We start from the raw sequence: 16,156 nt of genomic DNA, 5'->3' as shown, positions 1-16,156 counted from the left end.
TTCCTGTCAGTTTACGCAGATTCTGAGCCTGTTCAGACCTTTCGCGGGGCGCCGCTTGCCGGAGACCCGTTCATTCATTCAAGCGAGCCTGTTTTGTCATGCGTGTTATCCTGGAACGGTCAAATCTCCTGAAGTCGCTCAACCATGTTCACCGCGTGGTCGAGCGGCGCAATACCATTCCGATCCTGTCGAACGTGCTGCTCAGCGCCGAGGGGGCCAGCCTTGAAATGAAGGCGACCGACCTCGACCTGGAGGTGACCGAAGCAACGCCGGCAAAGGTCGAACGTGGCGGGGCGACGACGGTCCCGGCACATCTGCTCTACGACATCGTGCGCAAGCTTGCCGACGGCGCGGAGGTGGCGCTGAAGACCGACGAAGACGGCAACGCCATGACGGTGACGTCGGGGCGCTCGAGCTTCCGCCTGCAATGCCTGCCGCAGTCCGACTTTCCCGAGCTTTCAGCCGGGTCGTTCTCGCATATTTTCCGGCTCGATTCCTTCGGACTAAAGGGCCTCATCGAAAAGACCCAGTTCGCCATTTCCACCGAGGAGACGCGCTATTATCTGAACGGCATTTATCTGCACACGCACGAGGCCGGCGGCAAGCTGAAGCTGCGCTCTGTCGCGACCGACGGCCACCGGCTGGCGCGCGCCGAGATCGATGCGCCGGCAGGCTCTGAGGGCATGCCTGGCGTCATAATCCCGCGAAAGACGGTCAGCGAGCTGCAAAAGCTGGTCGACGATCCCGATGTTGCAGTCACCACCGAGTTGTCCGACACCAAGATCCGTTTCACCATCGGCAGCGTTATCTTGACCTCCAAGCTGATCGACGGCACTTTCCCGGACTACCAGCGCGTCATTCCGACCGGCAACGACAAGAAGCTGATTATCGATCGCCAGAGTTTCGCCGCTGCCGTCGATCGCGTTTCGACCATTTCGTCCGAACGCGGCCGGGCGGTGAAGCTTTCGATCGCCGAAGGGCAGGTCACGCTTGCGGTCAACAACCCGGATTCGGGCAGTGCCACCGAGGAACTGGCGGCCGACTATTCGTCCGATCCGATTGAAATCGGCTTCAACGCCAAATACCTGCTCGACGTTGCCGCGCAACTGACCGGCACGGAGGCGAAGTTCATGCTGGCGGATGCCGGTTCCCCGACACTGATCCACGATATGGCCGACGAGACCGCGCTCTACGTGCTGATGCCGATGCGGGTGTAGGGCCCGAACGGGGCCATCTTGCTGTCGTGACCAGATCTGCAAAACCGCAGCAGACGTACATAAGTAAGCTCATACTTACGAATTTCCGCAACTATGCGGCGTTGGCAATCGACCTTGATCCCGGCGCTGTCGTTTTCTCCGGCGACAATGGCGCCGGCAAGACCAATCTGCTTGAAGCGATCTCGCTGCTCACGCCGGGCCGCGGCCTGCGCCGCGCACCCTATTCCGAGGTGGCGCGCGAAGGCGGCGACGGTGGCTTTGCGCTGCATGCCCGGCTTGACGGGCCGGAAGGCCAGGTCGAGATCGGTACCGGAATATCGGGCAGCGACGGCGAAGCCGGCCGGCGGGTGCGGATCAACGGCGCGACGGCACGCTCAGCCGAAGACATGCTGGAATGGCTGCGCGTGGTCTGGCTGACACCGGCCATGGACGGCCTGTTCCCCGGGCCGGCTGCCGACCGCCGGCGCTTCCTAGACCGGCTGGTGCTGGCGATCGATCCTGGCCACGGCCAGCGCGCGCTTGACTACGAAAAGGCAATGCGCGGCCGCAACAGACTGCTCGCCGACGGTTCACGCGACGGTGCCTGGTTCGATGCGATCGAGATGCAAATGGCCGAGACCGGCGTGGCGATTGCCGCGGCGCGTGCCGAACTGGTGCGCCTGCTCGCCGCCATGATCGACCGGCTGCCCGGCGACGGACCGTTTCCGCAAGCCGACATCGGCATCTCTGGCGAACTGGAAGGCGAACTCGGTATTTTGCCGGCCGTCGACGTAGAGGAACGGTTCCGTCGTGCGCTTGTCCAGGGGCGCGACCGCGACCGCACCGCCGGACGCACGCTCGACGGCCCGCACCGTTCCGACCTCGTGGTGCGCCACCGGCCCAAGGCGATGCCGGCCGAGCTCTGTTCGACCGGCGAGCAGAAGGCGCTGCTGGTCGGCATTGTCTTGTCGCATGCGCGGCTAACCGGTGAGATGTCGGGCATGACACCGATCCTGCTGCTCGACGAGATCGCCGCCCATCTCGACGGCGGTCGACGGGCGGCCTTGTTCTCGATCCTGGAGGAACTAAACTGCCAGGCCTTCATGACCGGGACCGATGCCGCGTTGTTTGACAGCCTCAAGGGACGCGCGCAATTCCTGACCGTCGATCACGGCACGGTCAGGCCGACCATTTGAACTTGGTTCATGGCGCACTTCTGAGCGGCATGCATTGATACCTGACAAGCTTTTTCCTCCGCTATATGGTCCGGCGATGATCACAGCCGCCCTCACCGATGAAGAGCTCGAACGCTACGCCCGCCACATCGTGCTGCCCGAGATCGGCGGCGCCGGCCAGCAGCGGCTGAAGCGGGCGCGGGTGCTCGTCATTGGCGCCGGCGGATTGGGAGCGCCTGTGCTCGAATATCTCGCCGCCGCAGGGATTGGCACTCTCGGTATCGTCGACGACGACATCGTTTCGCTTTCCAACCTGCAACGACAAGTGATCCACGGCACGGACATGGTCGGCATGGCAAAAACCGACAGTGCCAGAGCGGCGATCATCCGCATCAATCCAAACGTCGTCGTGGAAGAGCACAATTTCAGGCTGACCGTCGACAACGCCCCTACCCTCATTGCCCGTTATGACATCGTCGTTGACGGCTCCGACAATTTCGAGACACGCTACGCGGTGGCCGACGCCTGCGCCGCGGAAAGCCGGCCGCTCGTGCATGCCGCCGTTGGCCGCTTCGACGGCTCGGTCACCGTACTGAAGCCATTCGAAACCGGCCCGGACGGCAAGTTGAACCCAAGCTACCGCGATCTCTTTCCCGAGGCGCCGCCGCCGGGACTTGTGCCATCCTGCGCGGTGGCCGGCATTGTCGGGGCGCTGACCGGGGTCATCGGCACGCTGCAAGCCATGGAAGCGATCAAGCTGATCACCGGGATTGGCGAGCCGCTGGTCGGACGACTGCTGCTCTACGATGCGCTGGCGGCACGCTTCGACACGATCCGCTACAAGCGAACCAGCCCATGAGCCTGCCTGCCGACGTTTCCATCGTGCAGCTTGCGGCCGATTTCGACCGTTGGGACGAGGTGCTGGCGCTGGTCATGCGCGCCTTCGCCTTTATGGACGAGGTTATTGACCCGCCGTCCTCGGCGCATCGGCTCACCGTTGAAAATCTCAGGGCTAGAGCGCTGGAGGAGACAGCATTCCTGGCACTGAAGGGAAACGAGATCGTCGGTTGCGTCTTCGTCCTGAAGCGCGCAGACGACCTCTATATTGGAAAGCTCGCGGTCGAGCCGACGCTTCAGGGACAAGGCATTGGAAAACAGCTGATGCAGGCCGTCGAAGATCTTGCCCGCAGCCGCAACAGGACCGCCATCGAGCTCCAGACCCGGGTCGAACTGACTGGAAACCACGCTGCCTTCGCCCGCCTCGGCTTTCGCGAAACCGAACGGACAGCACACAAAGGTTACGACCGGCCGACCTCAATCACCATGCGCAAGGTGCTTTTGTAAGCAAACGCTATCCAAAAGCGAGCAGGCAGCTGCCGCGACCAGAATTCGCTGCCACGATGGCCGGTCACGCCCGCAGCGGCAGCACGCGGTCGGGCGGGCGATGACCGTCGAAGAAGGCGCGGATGTTGATGATTACCTTCTCGCCCATGTCGATACGGCCTTCGAGCGTCGCCGAGCCCATATGCGGCAACAGCACGACCTTGCCTTTGTGGGCGAGTTTCAGCAGCTTGCTGTTCAGCGCCGGCTCGTGCTCGTAGACGTCGAGGCCGGCGCCGGCGATCTTGCCGTCATGGATGAGCTTGACCAGCGATTCCTCATCGATGATATCGCCGCGCGCGGTGTTGACTATGTAAGCTGACGGTTGCAGAAGCGCCAGCCGCCGCGCCGAAAGCAGGTGGAAGGTTGCCGGTGTCGATGGACAATTGACCGAGATAATGTCCATGCGGGCGAGCATCTGGTCAAGGCTTTCCCAATACGTGGCTTCCAACTCGTCCTCGATTGCCGGCAGTACGCGGTGGCGGTTGTGGTAGTGGATCGAGAGGCCAAACGCCTTGGCACGCCTGGCGACGGCGGTGCCGATGCGACCCATGCCGACAATGCCGAGCCGTTTGCCCCAAATGCGCCGGCCGAGCATCCAGGTCGGCGACCAGCCCGCCCATTTCTTATCGCCGGTCAGCACGTTGGCGCCTTCGGCCAGCCGCCGCGGTACGGCCAGCATCAGCGCCATGGTCATGTCGGCCGTATCTTCGGTCAGCACGTTCGGCGTGTTGGTCACGGTGATGCCTTTCTTGGCCGCTGCCGCAACGTCGATCTTGTCTACCCCATTGCCGAAATTGGCGATCAGCTTGAGGTTGTCGCCGGCCTGGGCAATCAGCGCCGCGTCGATATTATCGGTGACGGTCGGCACCAGCACATCGGCCTCCTTGACCGCAGCCACCAGTTCCGGCTGCGTCATCGGCCTGTCCTCCACATTCAAGCGGGCGTCGAACAACTCGCGCATGCGGGTCTCGACCGGGTCGGGCAATTTGCGCGTGATGACGACGAGGGGCTTCTTTTTGCCTGCCATTGTTTTCCTCGAACCCGATCTCGTTGAGACCTCTTTAACCAAGAACGGCGAAACTGAGAGCCGATCGCGGTACCGGTCATTCATGTAACAAGCGGTTCCGCCGAAGACAAAGAAAAAGGGGCGAAGGCCGATGGGCCGGTGCCGAAAGGAACGAAAGTGTCTGGTTTCGCGTCGCTCCGCCTGACCCTCAGTGCAGCATTCCTCGGCGCTCTCATCCATAGCCCACTGGTGATGGCGCAAAGTGCCGCCGCACCCGCCCAGAGCATCACGCTCGGACCAAGCGGCTTGCCGCTGCCGCGCTTCGTCAGCCTGAAATCCGGCCGCGTCAACTCGCGCGTTGGGCCGGGCGTCAATTATTCCGTCGACTGGATGTATATGAAGCCAGGCCTGCCGATGGAGATCATCCAGGAGTTCGATACGTGGCGCCGTGTGCGTGATGCCGACGGCTCGGAAGGCTGGATCAATCAGTCGCTGCTTTCGGGCCGTCGCACGGCGATCGTCGCCCCCTGGCAGCGCGGCAAGGACGCTCGCGTCAACCTCCTTGACGACCCGGCAAAAGACGCAGGCGTCATCGCGATCCTCGAACCGGGGGTGATGGGCACGATCAAGTCCTGCGATGGCCAGTGGTGCGAAATGACCTTCGACGGCCATACCGGCTGGCTCGCGCAGTCGCTGGTCTGGGGTGCCTATCCCGGCGAAAAGGTCAAGAACTGACTTTTCCGAACCGCAGGTCGGGCCAGCGCTGGAAGCACCGGATCCGGCATTTGTTTCGCTGATCTTCGGTTCGGGGATGGTTTAGCGGCCGATGCGGCCGAGATGGGTATCCTGGAAACTGCTTGACAGCTTCAAACCGTAGCCCAGAGCGCGGTCGATGGCGATGTGGGCGATCCAGATCAGCGCGACAGCTATCGCCATTGCATTGTCAAAGACGCTGCCGAGAAGCGCCAGCAGAACGGGCAAGATCAGTGTGTGCAAGGCGTTGTAGGCGACGGCCCCGACGCGCGGCCCGGCGATGTAACCCAGCATCGACAGGTCGGGCGCCAGAATGAGCACGGCAAACAGCCACCAGGAAACACCGGCGATTGCATAGAAGACAAGAGCCGCCACCGCGACGGCGACCCATTCGAGCCGGAGCGTCAAATCCAGGAATTTCATAAGATGCCGGTCAGTCGCAGCGTTTCGGACGCAGTCTCACCACGATATCGACATTGGCGATCTCCATGCCCTCCGGCGGCTCCGGCAGGTTGGAAACCGTCACCGGGCCGCTGTCGATATCGAAGATCCTGTTTTCGCCCTCGATATAGAAATGATGGTGATCGGAGGTGTTGGTGTCGAAATAAGTCTTCGATCCCTCGACGGCAAGGATGCGCAGAAGACCGGCCTGGGTAAACTGGTGCAGAGCATTGTAGACGGTGGCCAGAGACACCGGCACGCCGGCGGCAAGCGCCTCCTCGTGCAGTTCCTCGGCCGAAAGATGGCGGTCGCCCTTGGCGAAAAGCAGATCGGCCAGCGCGATGCGCTGGCGTGTCGGCCTCAGACCGGCCTCACGAACCCGCTTGTCCACAGCGACATTATCCTTCCGGCAACCCAGATCCATCTATCCGTCGCGCTCACAGTTCCGCCTCAGACAGGTCCAAAATGGCAGAAATTGAGCATCTGCCGAAACTGGACGTGTCCTGAGATATATTCTGTCGACCGAATGCGATCAATAGCGCGCATTGACCCGGGCAGACGGGCAGGTTAAGCGCAAACGCCGGTTTCCGGCCTGAAACAGATTGTGTTAGGAAACCACCGACAAGGGCTCCTTTCGCGCGGGACGATCACGGGGACGAGATTGATGGCGGATCCGAAATCCAGCTACGGTTACGAGGAATTGCTTGCCTGCGCCCGCGGCGAGCTGTTCGGACCGGGAAATGCGCAGTTGCCCTATCCGCCGATGCTGATGTTCGACCGCATCACCGAGATCAGCGAGACCGGCGGTGCGTTCGACAAGGGTTTCATCCGCGCGGAATTCGACATCAAGCCGGATTTGTGGTTTTTCGCCTGCCATTTCATCGGTAATCCGATCATGCCGGGATGCCTGGGCCTGGACGCCATGTGGCAGTTGACGGGGTTCTATCTCGGATGGCTCGGTGAACCCGGCAAGGGGATGGCGCTGTCGACCGGTGAGGTGAGGTTCAAAGGCATGGTCACGCCTTCGGTCAAGAAGGTGGAGTATGGCGTCGACTTCAAGCGCGTGATGCGCGGTCGGCTTGTGCTTGGCATCGCCGATGGCTGGCTGAAGGCAGATGGCGAGCCCATATACGCGGCAACGGATCTGAAGGTCGGTCTGTCCAAGCAATCGGCCGCCGTCTGAACGAAGACCCTGCAGTACGACGTCTTGGACGTCTGATGAACGCTGTAGCACTTTAATTTTGCGCATGGTTCCATTCCGGAAATTGATTTCAGGTTCGGGGTCCGCTGGAAGGAGTTGCGAATGAGACGGGTCGTAGTCACAGGTCTCGGCATCGTGTCGTCGATAGGCAACAATGCCAACGAGGTGCAGACCTCGCTGCACGATGCCAGATCCGGCATCAGCTTCTCCGACTCTTTCGCCGAGCATGGCTTCCGTTGCCGGGTGTGGGGTGCGCCGACGCTGGACCCATCGGGCATGATCGACCGTCGCGCCATGCGCTTCCTGTCGCAGGGTGCTGCCTGGAACCATGTCGCAATGGACCAGGCGATCGCAGACGCCGGCCTCGACGAGGCCGACATCACCAATGAGCGCACCGGTATCGTGATGGGCTCCGGCGGACCGTCGACCCGTGCAATCGTCGAGGCGGCCGAGACCACGATCAAAAACGGCAGCCCCAAGCGGATCGGGCCGTTCGCGGTGCCAAAAGCGATGTCGTCGACCGCGTCGGCGACGCTTGCCACCTGGTTCAAGATCCACGGCGTCAACTATTCGATCTCATCGGCCTGCTCGACGTCTGCGCATTGCATCGGCAATGGCTACGAGCTGATTCAGTGGGGCAAGCAGGACATCGTCTTCGCCGGCGGCCATGAGGATCTCGACTGGACGATGTCGGATCTCTTCGATGCCATGGGCGCCATGTCGTCCAAGTTCAACGACAGGGCGTCGGTCGCCTCACGCGCCTACGACGTCGATCGCGACGGTTTCGTCATTGCCGGCGGCGCCGGCGTGCTGATTCTTGAAGAGCTCGAGCATGCCAAGGCACGCGGCGCCAAGATCTATGCCGAGATCGTCGGCTATGGCGCGACATCGGACGGCTACGACATGGTGGCACCGTCGGGCGAAGGCGCGGCGCGCTGCATGAAGCAGGCGCTCGCAACGGTGTCCTCGCCGGTCGACTACATCAATACGCACGGCACCTCGACGCCGGTCGGCGACTCCAAGGAAATGGGCGCCATCCGCGAGGTGTTCGGCGAGAAGATGCCTTTCATCACGTCGACCAAATCGTTAACCGGCCATTCTCTGGGCGCCGCCGGCGTGCAGGAATCGATCTACTCGATCCTGATGATGCAAGGCGGCTTCATCGGCGAGAGCGCCCACATTGAGAACCTCGATCCGGAATTCGAGGGCATGCCGATCGTGCGCAAGCGCATCGACGATGCAAGGATCGACACCGTTTTGTCCAATTCGTTCGGTTTCGGTGGCACCAACGCAACGCTGATTTTCCAGCGCTATTCCGCATAAGGATTTGCCGACCATGGACGGATTGATGAAGGGCAAGCGCGGGCTTGTCATGGGTGTTGCCAACGATCATTCGATCGCCTGGGGTATCGCCCGCAAACTGTCCGAACATGGCGCGGACCTCGCCTTCACCTATCAGGGCGAGGCCTTCGGGCGCCGGGTCAAGCCGCTCGCCGAGAAATTGGGCGCATCCCTGGTGGTGCCTTGCGACGTCGAGGACAGCGTGTCGGTCGCCGCGACTTTCGAGACTTTGGGGAAGGCGTGGGGCGGGCTGGATTTCGTCGTCCATGCCATCGGCTTTTCCGACAAGAACGAGCTGAAAGGCCTCTACGCCGACACGAGCCGCGACAACTTCATCCGCACCATGGTGATCTCCTGCTACTCCTTCACCGAGATCGCCCGTCACGCCGCCACATTGATGAAGGATAGCGGTTCGATGGTCACGCTGACCTATGCCGGTTCGGTCCGTGTCATGCCGAACTACAACGTTATGGGTGTCGCCAAGGCGGGGCTGGAGGCCAGCGTCCGCTATCTCGCCAACGACTACGGCCCGCGCGGCATCAGGGTGAACGGCATATCGGCGGGACCGGTACGGACGCTTGCGGGCGCCGGGATTTCCGACGCACGCCACATGTTCTCCTACCAGCAGCGCAACTCGCCGCTACGCCGTACAGTGACGATCGATGAAGTCGGCGGCTCCGCGCTCTATTTGCTGTCCGACCTGTCCTCCGGCGTCACCGGCGAAATCCATTATGTCGATTCCGGCTATCACATCGTTTCCATGCCGACGCTTGACGAATTGAAGCAGACCGACGGCGGGCGGGAATAGCGCGAGCGACGTATCGCCGGCTTGCCCCGCAGGATTTCAGCGTCGCGCCGATAAGACCTTGAACATGCCGTCGCGGGCGAGCTCCGCATGGCTGGAGAAGGCGGCCGCCAGCACCGGTTCGTAGGGAAGCTGGCGGTTTGCCACCATGAACAGCCGGCCGCCGGGCTTCAGCGCCTTGCCTGCCGCGCGGATCATGCCGGCACCGATTTCCGGCTCAGTCGCCCGGCTGCGGTGAAAGGGCGGGTTCATGACGACCACGTCGTAGCGGCGCTCGACCGGTTCGCTCAACAGATCTATCCAGAAGAAACGTGGCTCCACGCCTGTGTTGCCGACATTGGCCTTGGCCGCCTCCAGCGCCTCGAAATCCGCTTCGTAAAGGTCAAGCGCCGATATGCCGGGTGAGCGGGCGGCGACTTCGGCGGCGACATAGCCCCAACCGGCACAGAAGTCCGCAACGCTGCCACGCAGATCGTTGGGCAGATTTTCGACTAGCAGCTTCGATCCGGCATCGATCTTGTCGAAGGAAAACATGCCTGGGGCCGTGCGGAAGCGGTCCTCGACCACCAAGTCCGGATTGGCGGCGCGAAGCGTTGCCGCGGCAACGGTATCGGCCGGCCGGCGAAACCAGAAGGCAATGCCGTGATGCTTCGGCAGGTGGCCTTCGAGCGGCACAAGGGCGCCGACATGCTTGCGCAGGCTGGCGATTCCATCGTCCTTGCTGCCGGCGACGACGATCAACCCGCCTGGTGCTGCGCGTTCGACCGCTTCGGCAACGCGCAACTCGTTTTGGCCGCGATGGCGGCCAGCGAGCACAAATGCCGCGTCGAAAGCCTCGCCTTCGACCTGCGGCGTGACCGCGAAGCCGGACGCCTGCAAGGCGCGAAAGTGCGGCCTGAAGCCTTGGACAAGATGAAGCTTGGCATCAAAACTTTCCGGCAAGCGAAAGCCGGGCTCGGCACCGAGAAAGAGTATGCGTTGAACCTTTCGTGGCAGGGAGACAGCACCGGCCTCGAACGGATGGAAAAGCGTTTTCAGCGGCTCGGCGGACATTCACCACTCTTGAACTGCAAGGCTGTTGTTGAACGCAAACGGGCGCGACCTTCCGGCGCGCCCGCTTCGATTGCATAGTTAGATCAGCTTAGGCGGCGTTTTCTTCGCCTTCGCTCTTCTTGTCGCGCACGATTTCCTTGCCGGTGGCCTGGTCGACGACCTTCATCGACAGGCGGACCTTGCCGCGCTCGTCGAAACCCATCAGCTTGACCCAGACCTTGTCGCCTTCCTTGACCACATCGGAGGTCTTGGCGACGCGGTCATTGGCGAGTTGCGAGATGTGGACGAGGCCGTCACGCGGACCGAAGAAATTGACGAAAGCGCCGAAGTCGGCGGTCTTGACGACCGTGCCTTCGTAGATTTCACCGACTTCCGGCTCGGCGACGATGGTGTGTATCCACTTCTTCGCCGCCTCGATCTCCTTGGCATTGGCCGAGGCGATCTTGACGGTGCCGTCGTCCTCGATGTTGATCTTGGCGCCGGTCTTTTCGACGATCTCGCGGATGACCTTGCCGCCCGAGCCGATCACGTCGCGGATCTTGTCGGTCGGGATGTGCATGACCTCGATGCGCGGCGCGAACTCGCCGAGCTCGGCACGTGCGCCGGACAGAGCGTGGGCCATTTCGCCGAGAATGTACTGACGGCCATCCTTGGCCTGGTCGAGGGCGATCTTCATGATCTCCTCGGTGATGCCCTCGATCTTGATGTCCATCTGCAGCGAGGTGATGCCGTAGGCGGTGCCGGCAACCTTGAAGTCCATGTCGCCGAGGTGGTCCTCGTCGCCAAGGATGTCGGAGAGCACGGCGAAGCGCTCGCCTTCCTTGATCAGGCCCATCGCAATGCCGGCGACCGGCTTGGCAAGCGGCACGCCCGCGTCCATCAGAGCCAGCGAGGTGCCGCAGACGGTAGCCATCGACGACGAGCCGTTGGACTCGGTGATCTCCGAAACGACGCGCAACGTATAGGGGAACTGGTCGGCGGTCGGCAGCATCGGCCGGATGGCGCGCCAGGCGAGCTTGCCATGGCCGATTTCGCGGCGGCCCGGCGAACCCATGCGGCCGGTTTCACCGACCGAATAGGGAGGGAAGTTGTAGTGCAGGAGAAACTTCTCCTTGTACATGCCGGTCAACGAATCGACATACTGCTCGTCCTCGCCGGTGCCGAGCGTGGCGACGACCAGCGCCTGGGTCTCGCCGCGAGTGAACAGCGCCGAGCCGTGCGTGCGCGGCAGGACGCCGACTTCCGAGACGATCTTGCGGACCGTCTTCAGGTCGCGGCCGTCGATGCGCGAGCCGGTGTCGAGGATGTTCCAGCGCACGACCTTGGCCTGGAGCTCCTTGAACACGGTGCCGATCTGTTCGGACGTGTATTTGGCCTCTTCGCCTTCTGCCGGCGCGAACGCGGCCTTGACCTTCGCCTTGACGGCGTCGACGGCGGCATAGCGCTTCTGCTTGTCGGTGATCTTGTAGGCGTCGCGAAGCTCGCCTTCGACGATCTTGAGCATCTCGGCTTCAAGTGCGGAATAGTCCGGCGCGTTGAAGTCGCGCGGGTCCTTTGCCGCGACTTCAGCCAGCTTGATGATCGCGTCGATCACCGGCTGGAAGCCCCTGTGGCCGAACATGACGGCGCCGAGCATAAGGTCCTCGCCGAGTTCCTTGGCTTCGGACTCGACCATCAGCACGGCGTCGGCGGTGCCGGCGACGACCAGGTCGAGCTTCGATTCCTGCATCTCGTCGACATGCGGGTTGAGCACGTATTCGCCGTTGATGTAGCCGACGCGGGCGCCGCCAACCGGACCCATGAACGGCACGCCGGACAAGGTCAGGGCGGCGGAGGTGGCGACGATCGACAGGATGTCCGGGTCATTTTCGAGATCGTGCTGGACGACGGTGACGACGATCTGGGTGTCGTTCTTGTAGCCTTCGGCGAAGAGCGGCCGGATCGGGCGGTCGATCAGGCGGGAAACCAGCGTTTCCTTCTCGCTCGGACGGCCTTCACGCTTGAAATAGCCACCCGGGATCTTGCCGGCGGCGTAAGTCTTCTCCTGGTAGTTGACCGTCAGCGGGAAGAAATCGAGGCCGGGTTTCGGCTCTTTCATCGAGACTACGGTGGCGAGAACCTTGGTTTCGCCGTAGGTGGCCAGCACCGCGCCATCAGCCTGACGCGCGATCTTGCCGGTTTCGAGAATGAGCGGACGGCCGCCCCATTCGATTTCGACTTTGTGGTAATTGAACATGTCTTGTCCTTCGTATGCGGAAAGGGCCGCGCCGTTTCAGCGTGCGCGGATGCCCCTTTCCCTTGGCTTCCTTTCTCGGGCAGCCACGGGCAAGACAACGGGAGGCTCGGCTTATTCGGCGCGGTGCCGCACGAGCGTCCTGCAATCCTGCCCCATGACCGTCCATGGGCGGTTTCGAGTAGCCCTCTGCTGTTTCGAAACCGGGTTGGCCAATCGATCCGACTGGCCTTGCGCGTGAACCCGAAAACCAGGTTTTCGGAAAGTATCCTGCGCAAATCTAAACTTCAGAGCGTCCTTTGCGCGTCCAAACCGGTGCGCGGCGCTCTGCTTTCTTCATTGGAGCCTCGGATGATCCGATGCTCCAATGCGCGACCGGCGGGCTCTCGAAAGAACCCGCCGGTCAATTCGTCAACGGCGCAGACCGAGCTTCTCGATCAGCGTCTGATAGCGCGCGTCGTCCTTGCGCTTGAGATAATCAAGCAGGCTGCGGCGCTGGGAAACGAGAGCGAGCAGACCACGGCGGGAATGGTTATCCTTCTTGTGGTCCTTGAAATGATCGGTCAGGTTCTTGATGCGCTCGGAAAGGATGGCCACCTGGACTTCCGGAGACCCGGTATCGCCCTTGGCGGTTGCGAATTCGCCCATCAATTCCTTCTTGCGTTCGGCAGTAATCGACATCGTGTTTTTCCTTGTCTGTTTGAGGAAACGGGACGCCCTCAGCCGGGATGTCGTCCAGCAGGGGCCGGTGCAAGCAACGCGTCAAAGCGCGAGGCTGCGGCGGATATAGTGCAATTCCGACAAAAAGGCCAGCCTAATTCACAAGCCGGCTTTTGCTGCGTAAACGGGCACTTCCGCCTAGTCAGAGCCATTTCTTCCATTTGAAGTACGCAAAGAGCCCGACCGCCACAAGCGCCATGAAGGCGAGCGACAGCGGATAGCCGTAATAGGCCTTCAGCTCCGGCATGTTCCAGGGCGAGGTGTCGGGGTCGAAATTCATGCCCCATACGCCGACGAGAAAGGTAAGCGGCATGAAGATCACCGAGACGATCGTCAGATAGCTGATGACGTCGTTGGTGCGCGCCTGGCTGAGCGACAAGTGCATCTCGATCAGGCCGGTCAGCATGTCGCGCTGGGTTTCGACCAGTTCGATCAATCGCAGCGAATGATCGAGCGTGTCGTTCAGAAATATCTTGGTTTCGGCCTTCACATAAGAGACGTCGTTGCGGATCATGGTCGCCAGCGCGTCGCGCATCGGCCAAAGCACGCCCTTCAGCACATTGGCATCGCGCCGCAATTCGTGAAGCTGCCGCATCTGATGCTTGTGCGCCTGGTTCAGCATTTGGTCCTCAATGCTGTCGACCAATTCGCCGGCAGCCTCGATCGGCGGGAAATAGCTGTCGACGATGGCGTCGATCAAAGCATAGGCGAGATAGTCGGCGCCGCGCGAGCGCAAGCGGTTGGGCACCGAGCTTGCGATCCGCTTGCGCACGGGATCGAACGGGTCGCCTTCGCGCTCCTGGAAGGTGACGACGAAGTTCCTGCCGAAGAAGACGGCGATCTGTTCGTAGCGATGCGCGGTGACATCGTCGATCATCCTGACGACGACAAAGGCATGGTCCTCGAAGAAATCCACCTTCGGCCGCTGGCCGGTGTTGACGACATCTTCCAGCGCCAGCGGATGCAGGTTGAAGATCCGGCCGATCTCCTCGATCAGCTGGATGTTGGCGAGGCCTGTGCAATCGAGCCAGATAACCGGCCAATTGTGGCAATGGGTGTTGACGTCGTCGATGCTGGCATTGTCGATGGTCTTGAACTTTTCGGGCGAGATCAACGTCAGCCTGAGCTCGGAGCGGCGCGCCGCCGGGTCGGCGATCAGCGTGCCCGGCGAAGCCCCGACCGGCGGCCTCCGTGTTTTGAGCGCCGCTCGTTTGTTGACCGTGTCAGCCTTTGCCATGTGCCCCCTCGAGTGCAGCGTCGAACGGCACTACAGCGCAGCGCATCCTTTCGGACGGCAAACGACGCCGTAGGCCTGTTGATTTAGCGCATGATCCTTTCCCAAAATAGAATCCGGTTTGGAGATCATGCGCCGGGCGACAGCTGTTACCCGACAAAGACCCGCTTTGGCTTGAACATGCCTTGCTCGATGGCGCCGATGGCGACCAGCTTGCCGCGCGCGGTGGCGCAGGCCTCCTCAGCTTCAACCGGCGCGTCACGGCCGCGAATGATGACCGGATTGCCGAGGCGGATTTTGGTTGCCGCATCATCGCTGATCGCAACCTGCGGCAAGCATTCGAGCGCCGCGGCGGTGTCGACCACAAGTGCATCGATGGTACCGAAGTCGATCGGCGCGTCTGCTGCTTGCGGCTCGCCCTGCTCGCCGAAGCGGGCGGCCTCCAACTCGGCCAAGGTGACGAAATCTTCCTGCGTGAACGGCTCGACCTCGACCCGCCGCAGCTCGGCGATGTGACCAAAGCAGCCAAGGTCGCGCCCCATGTCGCGCGCCAGCGAGCGGACATAGGTGCCCTTGCCGCATTCGACCTCGAAGATGGTGCGATCGGCCATGTGCTCGACCAGATCGAGCCGGCCGATCTCGACCTCGCGTGCCGGAATGTCGATCGTCTCGCCATCGCGGGCAAGGTCGTAGGCGCGCTCGCCGGCGATCTTGATCGCCGAAAATTGCGGCGGCGTCTGCATGATGACGCCGGTATATTTCGAAAGCAGCGCCCGTACGTCGGCTTCCGCCGGACGGCGGTCCGAGCTTTTGGTCGCCGGGCCTTCGAGGTCGTCGGTCGAACGCTCCTCGCCCCAGGCAACCGTGAAGCGGTAGACCTTGGCGCCGTCCTGGACGTATGGCACGGTCTTGGTCGCTTCGCCGAGCGCGATCGGCAGCATGCCGGACGCCAGCGGGTCGAGCGTGCCGGCATGGCCGGCCTTTTCCGCCTGGAACAGCCATTTGATCTTGGAGACGGCTTCAGTCGAGCCCATGCCGACCGGCTTGTCCAGTACCAGCCAGCCCGAGATCGGGCGGCCCTTCTTCTTACCGCGACGCGCCACTATTCGCTGTCCTTCCGGTCGTCTTTGTCTTTGTCGTCGGCGCTGAGATCGCGCGCCACTTCGGGCGAGTGCAGCAATTCGTTGATCTTCTGGAAATTGTCGTAGCTGGTGTCGAGCCGGAAGCGGAATTCCGGCATGTACTTCATCTGCCGCAGCGCGCCGGAGACGCGGCCGCGCACGAACTTCGCATGCTTGTTGAGCGCCTCGATCACCGCCCCGGCATCCTTGGCGCCGAGCGGCGAAACGAAGGCGGTGGCGATCTTGAGATCGGGCGACATGCGCACTTCCGAGACCGAAACCACCGTGTTCTCGATCAGCGGATCGAGGATCTCGCCGCGCTGCAAGGTCTCGGACAGCGCATGGCGCACCTGCTCGCCGACGCGCAGCATGCGCTGGGATGGGCCAGCCGTTGATGGTCTAGGCATCAAAATTCTTCCTTCGCGCGGGTTCGAACCGCCTCAAGCCGCCCACTTAGCGCTGTTGAACTGGCTTGGCTACCCTTGGGAACCTGC

General features: G+C 62.1%; 17 protein-coding genes. 8 read left to right on the top strand and 9 right to left on the bottom strand.

Features of this window, described 5'->3' with window-relative positions:
• Window positions 1–98: 98 nt before the first annotated feature.
• The 4 genes from dnaN (at window position 99) to NKH49_RS03980 (ending at window position 3,715) form a co-directional block, all read left to right on the top strand.
• Window positions 99–1,217 (top strand): DNA polymerase III subunit beta, encoded by a 1,119-nt coding sequence (gene dnaN / locus NKH49_RS03995; RefSeq protein ID WP_352613892.1) that lies wholly within the window; start codon window positions 99–101, stop codon window positions 1,215–1,217.
• Window positions 1,218–1,243: 26 nt separating this feature from the next.
• Window positions 1,244–2,392 carry a DNA replication/repair protein RecF gene (gene recF, locus NKH49_RS03990; RefSeq protein ID WP_352613891.1) on the top strand — a complete coding sequence of 383 codons (1,149 nt, stop codon included), beginning with the start codon at window positions 1,244–1,246 and terminating at the stop codon, window positions 2,390–2,392.
• A 76-nt stretch (window positions 2,393–2,468) separates the two neighbouring features.
• Entirely contained in the window at window positions 2,469–3,230 is a 762-nt protein-coding gene (locus tag NKH49_RS03985) for a molybdopterin-synthase adenylyltransferase MoeB (RefSeq protein ID WP_352470078.1), read from the top strand.
• Window positions 3,227–3,715 carry a GNAT family N-acetyltransferase gene (locus NKH49_RS03980; protein ID WP_352613890.1) on the top strand — a complete coding sequence of 163 codons (489 nt, stop codon included), beginning with the start codon at window positions 3,227–3,229 and terminating at the stop codon, window positions 3,713–3,715. Before NKH49_RS03985 ends, NKH49_RS03980 begins: the two co-directional genes overlap by 4 nt.
• A gap of 64 nt (window positions 3,716–3,779) precedes the next feature.
• Here the strand turns inward: NKH49_RS03980 and NKH49_RS03975 are convergent, their stop codons facing one another.
• Entirely contained in the window at window positions 3,780–4,781 is a 1,002-nt protein-coding gene (locus tag NKH49_RS03975; RefSeq protein WP_352470076.1) for a 2-hydroxyacid dehydrogenase, read from the bottom strand.
• Window positions 4,782–4,937: 156 nt separating this feature from the next.
• Between NKH49_RS03975 and NKH49_RS03970 the strand changes: the two genes are divergently transcribed.
• The gene (locus NKH49_RS03970) at window positions 4,938–5,495 is read left to right on the top strand and encodes an SH3 domain-containing protein (RefSeq protein WP_352541270.1); all 558 of its coding nucleotides are present in this window, start codon (window positions 4,938–4,940) and stop codon (window positions 5,493–5,495) included.
• 81 nt (window positions 5,496–5,576) lie between these two features.
• Here NKH49_RS03970 and NKH49_RS03965 read toward each other — a convergent pair whose 3' ends face one another.
• Both NKH49_RS03965 and irrA read right to left on the bottom strand, forming a co-directional pair.
• Window positions 5,577–5,936 (bottom strand): DUF4260 domain-containing protein, encoded by a 360-nt coding sequence (locus NKH49_RS03965; RefSeq protein ID WP_352613888.1) that lies wholly within the window; start codon window positions 5,934–5,936, stop codon window positions 5,577–5,579.
• A 10-nt stretch (window positions 5,937–5,946) separates the two neighbouring features.
• Window positions 5,947–6,378, bottom strand: a complete 432-nt coding sequence (irrA, locus tag NKH49_RS03960) for an iron response transcriptional regulator IrrA (RefSeq protein ID WP_023676913.1) — start codon at window positions 6,376–6,378, stop codon at window positions 5,947–5,949.
• 240 nt (window positions 6,379–6,618) lie between these two features.
• Here irrA and fabA point away from each other — a divergent pair, with 240 nt between their 5' ends.
• The 3 genes from fabA (at window position 6,619) to fabI (ending at window position 9,304) form a co-directional block, all read left to right on the top strand.
• On the top strand, window positions 6,619–7,137 hold the full coding sequence (gene fabA / locus NKH49_RS03955) for a 3-hydroxyacyl-[acyl-carrier-protein] dehydratase FabA (protein ID WP_352470073.1): 519 nt from the start codon (window positions 6,619–6,621) through the stop codon (window positions 7,135–7,137).
• A gap of 120 nt (window positions 7,138–7,257) precedes the next feature.
• A complete protein-coding gene (gene fabB / locus NKH49_RS03950) occupies window positions 7,258–8,478 on the top strand; it encodes a beta-ketoacyl-ACP synthase I (protein ID WP_023676911.1) in 1,221 nt (406 codons plus the stop codon).
• A 13-nt stretch (window positions 8,479–8,491) separates the two neighbouring features.
• Complete coding sequence (gene fabI, locus NKH49_RS03945) at window positions 8,492–9,304, top strand: enoyl-ACP reductase FabI (protein ID WP_352613887.1); 813 nt, start codon at window positions 8,492–8,494, stop codon at window positions 9,302–9,304.
• Between the two features lie 36 nt (window positions 9,305–9,340).
• Here the strand turns inward: fabI and NKH49_RS03940 are convergent, their stop codons facing one another.
• From NKH49_RS03940 to rbfA, 6 genes are all read right to left on the bottom strand, one after another.
• Window positions 9,341–10,354 carry a class I SAM-dependent methyltransferase gene (locus tag NKH49_RS03940; RefSeq protein ID WP_352613886.1) on the bottom strand — a complete coding sequence of 338 codons (1,014 nt, stop codon included), beginning with the start codon at window positions 10,352–10,354 and terminating at the stop codon, window positions 9,341–9,343.
• An 88-nt stretch (window positions 10,355–10,442) separates the two neighbouring features.
• Window positions 10,443–12,590 carry a polyribonucleotide nucleotidyltransferase gene (gene pnp / locus NKH49_RS03935; protein ID WP_023676908.1) on the bottom strand — a complete coding sequence of 716 codons (2,148 nt, stop codon included), beginning with the start codon at window positions 12,588–12,590 and terminating at the stop codon, window positions 10,443–10,445.
• Window positions 12,591–12,998: 408 nt separating this feature from the next.
• Window positions 12,999–13,310, bottom strand: a complete 312-nt coding sequence (rpsO, locus tag NKH49_RS03930) for a 30S ribosomal protein S15 (RefSeq protein WP_280940423.1) — start codon at window positions 13,308–13,310, stop codon at window positions 12,999–13,001.
• 139 nt (window positions 13,311–13,449) lie between these two features.
• A complete protein-coding gene (gene corA / locus NKH49_RS03925) occupies window positions 13,450–14,544 on the bottom strand; it encodes a magnesium/cobalt transporter CorA (protein ID WP_352613885.1) in 1,095 nt (364 codons plus the stop codon).
• A 146-nt stretch (window positions 14,545–14,690) separates the two neighbouring features.
• Window positions 14,691–15,644: a tRNA pseudouridine(55) synthase TruB gene (gene truB, locus NKH49_RS03920; protein WP_352925204.1), complete on the bottom strand. Its 954-nt coding sequence runs from the start codon at window positions 15,642–15,644 to the stop codon at window positions 14,691–14,693.
• Window positions 15,644–16,069 carry a 30S ribosome-binding factor RbfA gene (gene rbfA / locus NKH49_RS03915; protein ID WP_352613883.1) on the bottom strand — a complete coding sequence of 142 codons (426 nt, stop codon included), beginning with the start codon at window positions 16,067–16,069 and terminating at the stop codon, window positions 15,644–15,646. Before rbfA ends, truB begins: the two co-directional genes overlap by 1 nt.
• Between the last annotated feature and the right edge of the window lie 87 nt (window positions 16,070–16,156).

The organism is Mesorhizobium sp. M1088, assembly GCF_040318575.1.
Lineage (GTDB): Bacteria > Pseudomonadota > Alphaproteobacteria > Rhizobiales > Rhizobiaceae > Mesorhizobium.
This window is presented reverse-complemented; position numbering and strand designations above follow the sequence as displayed.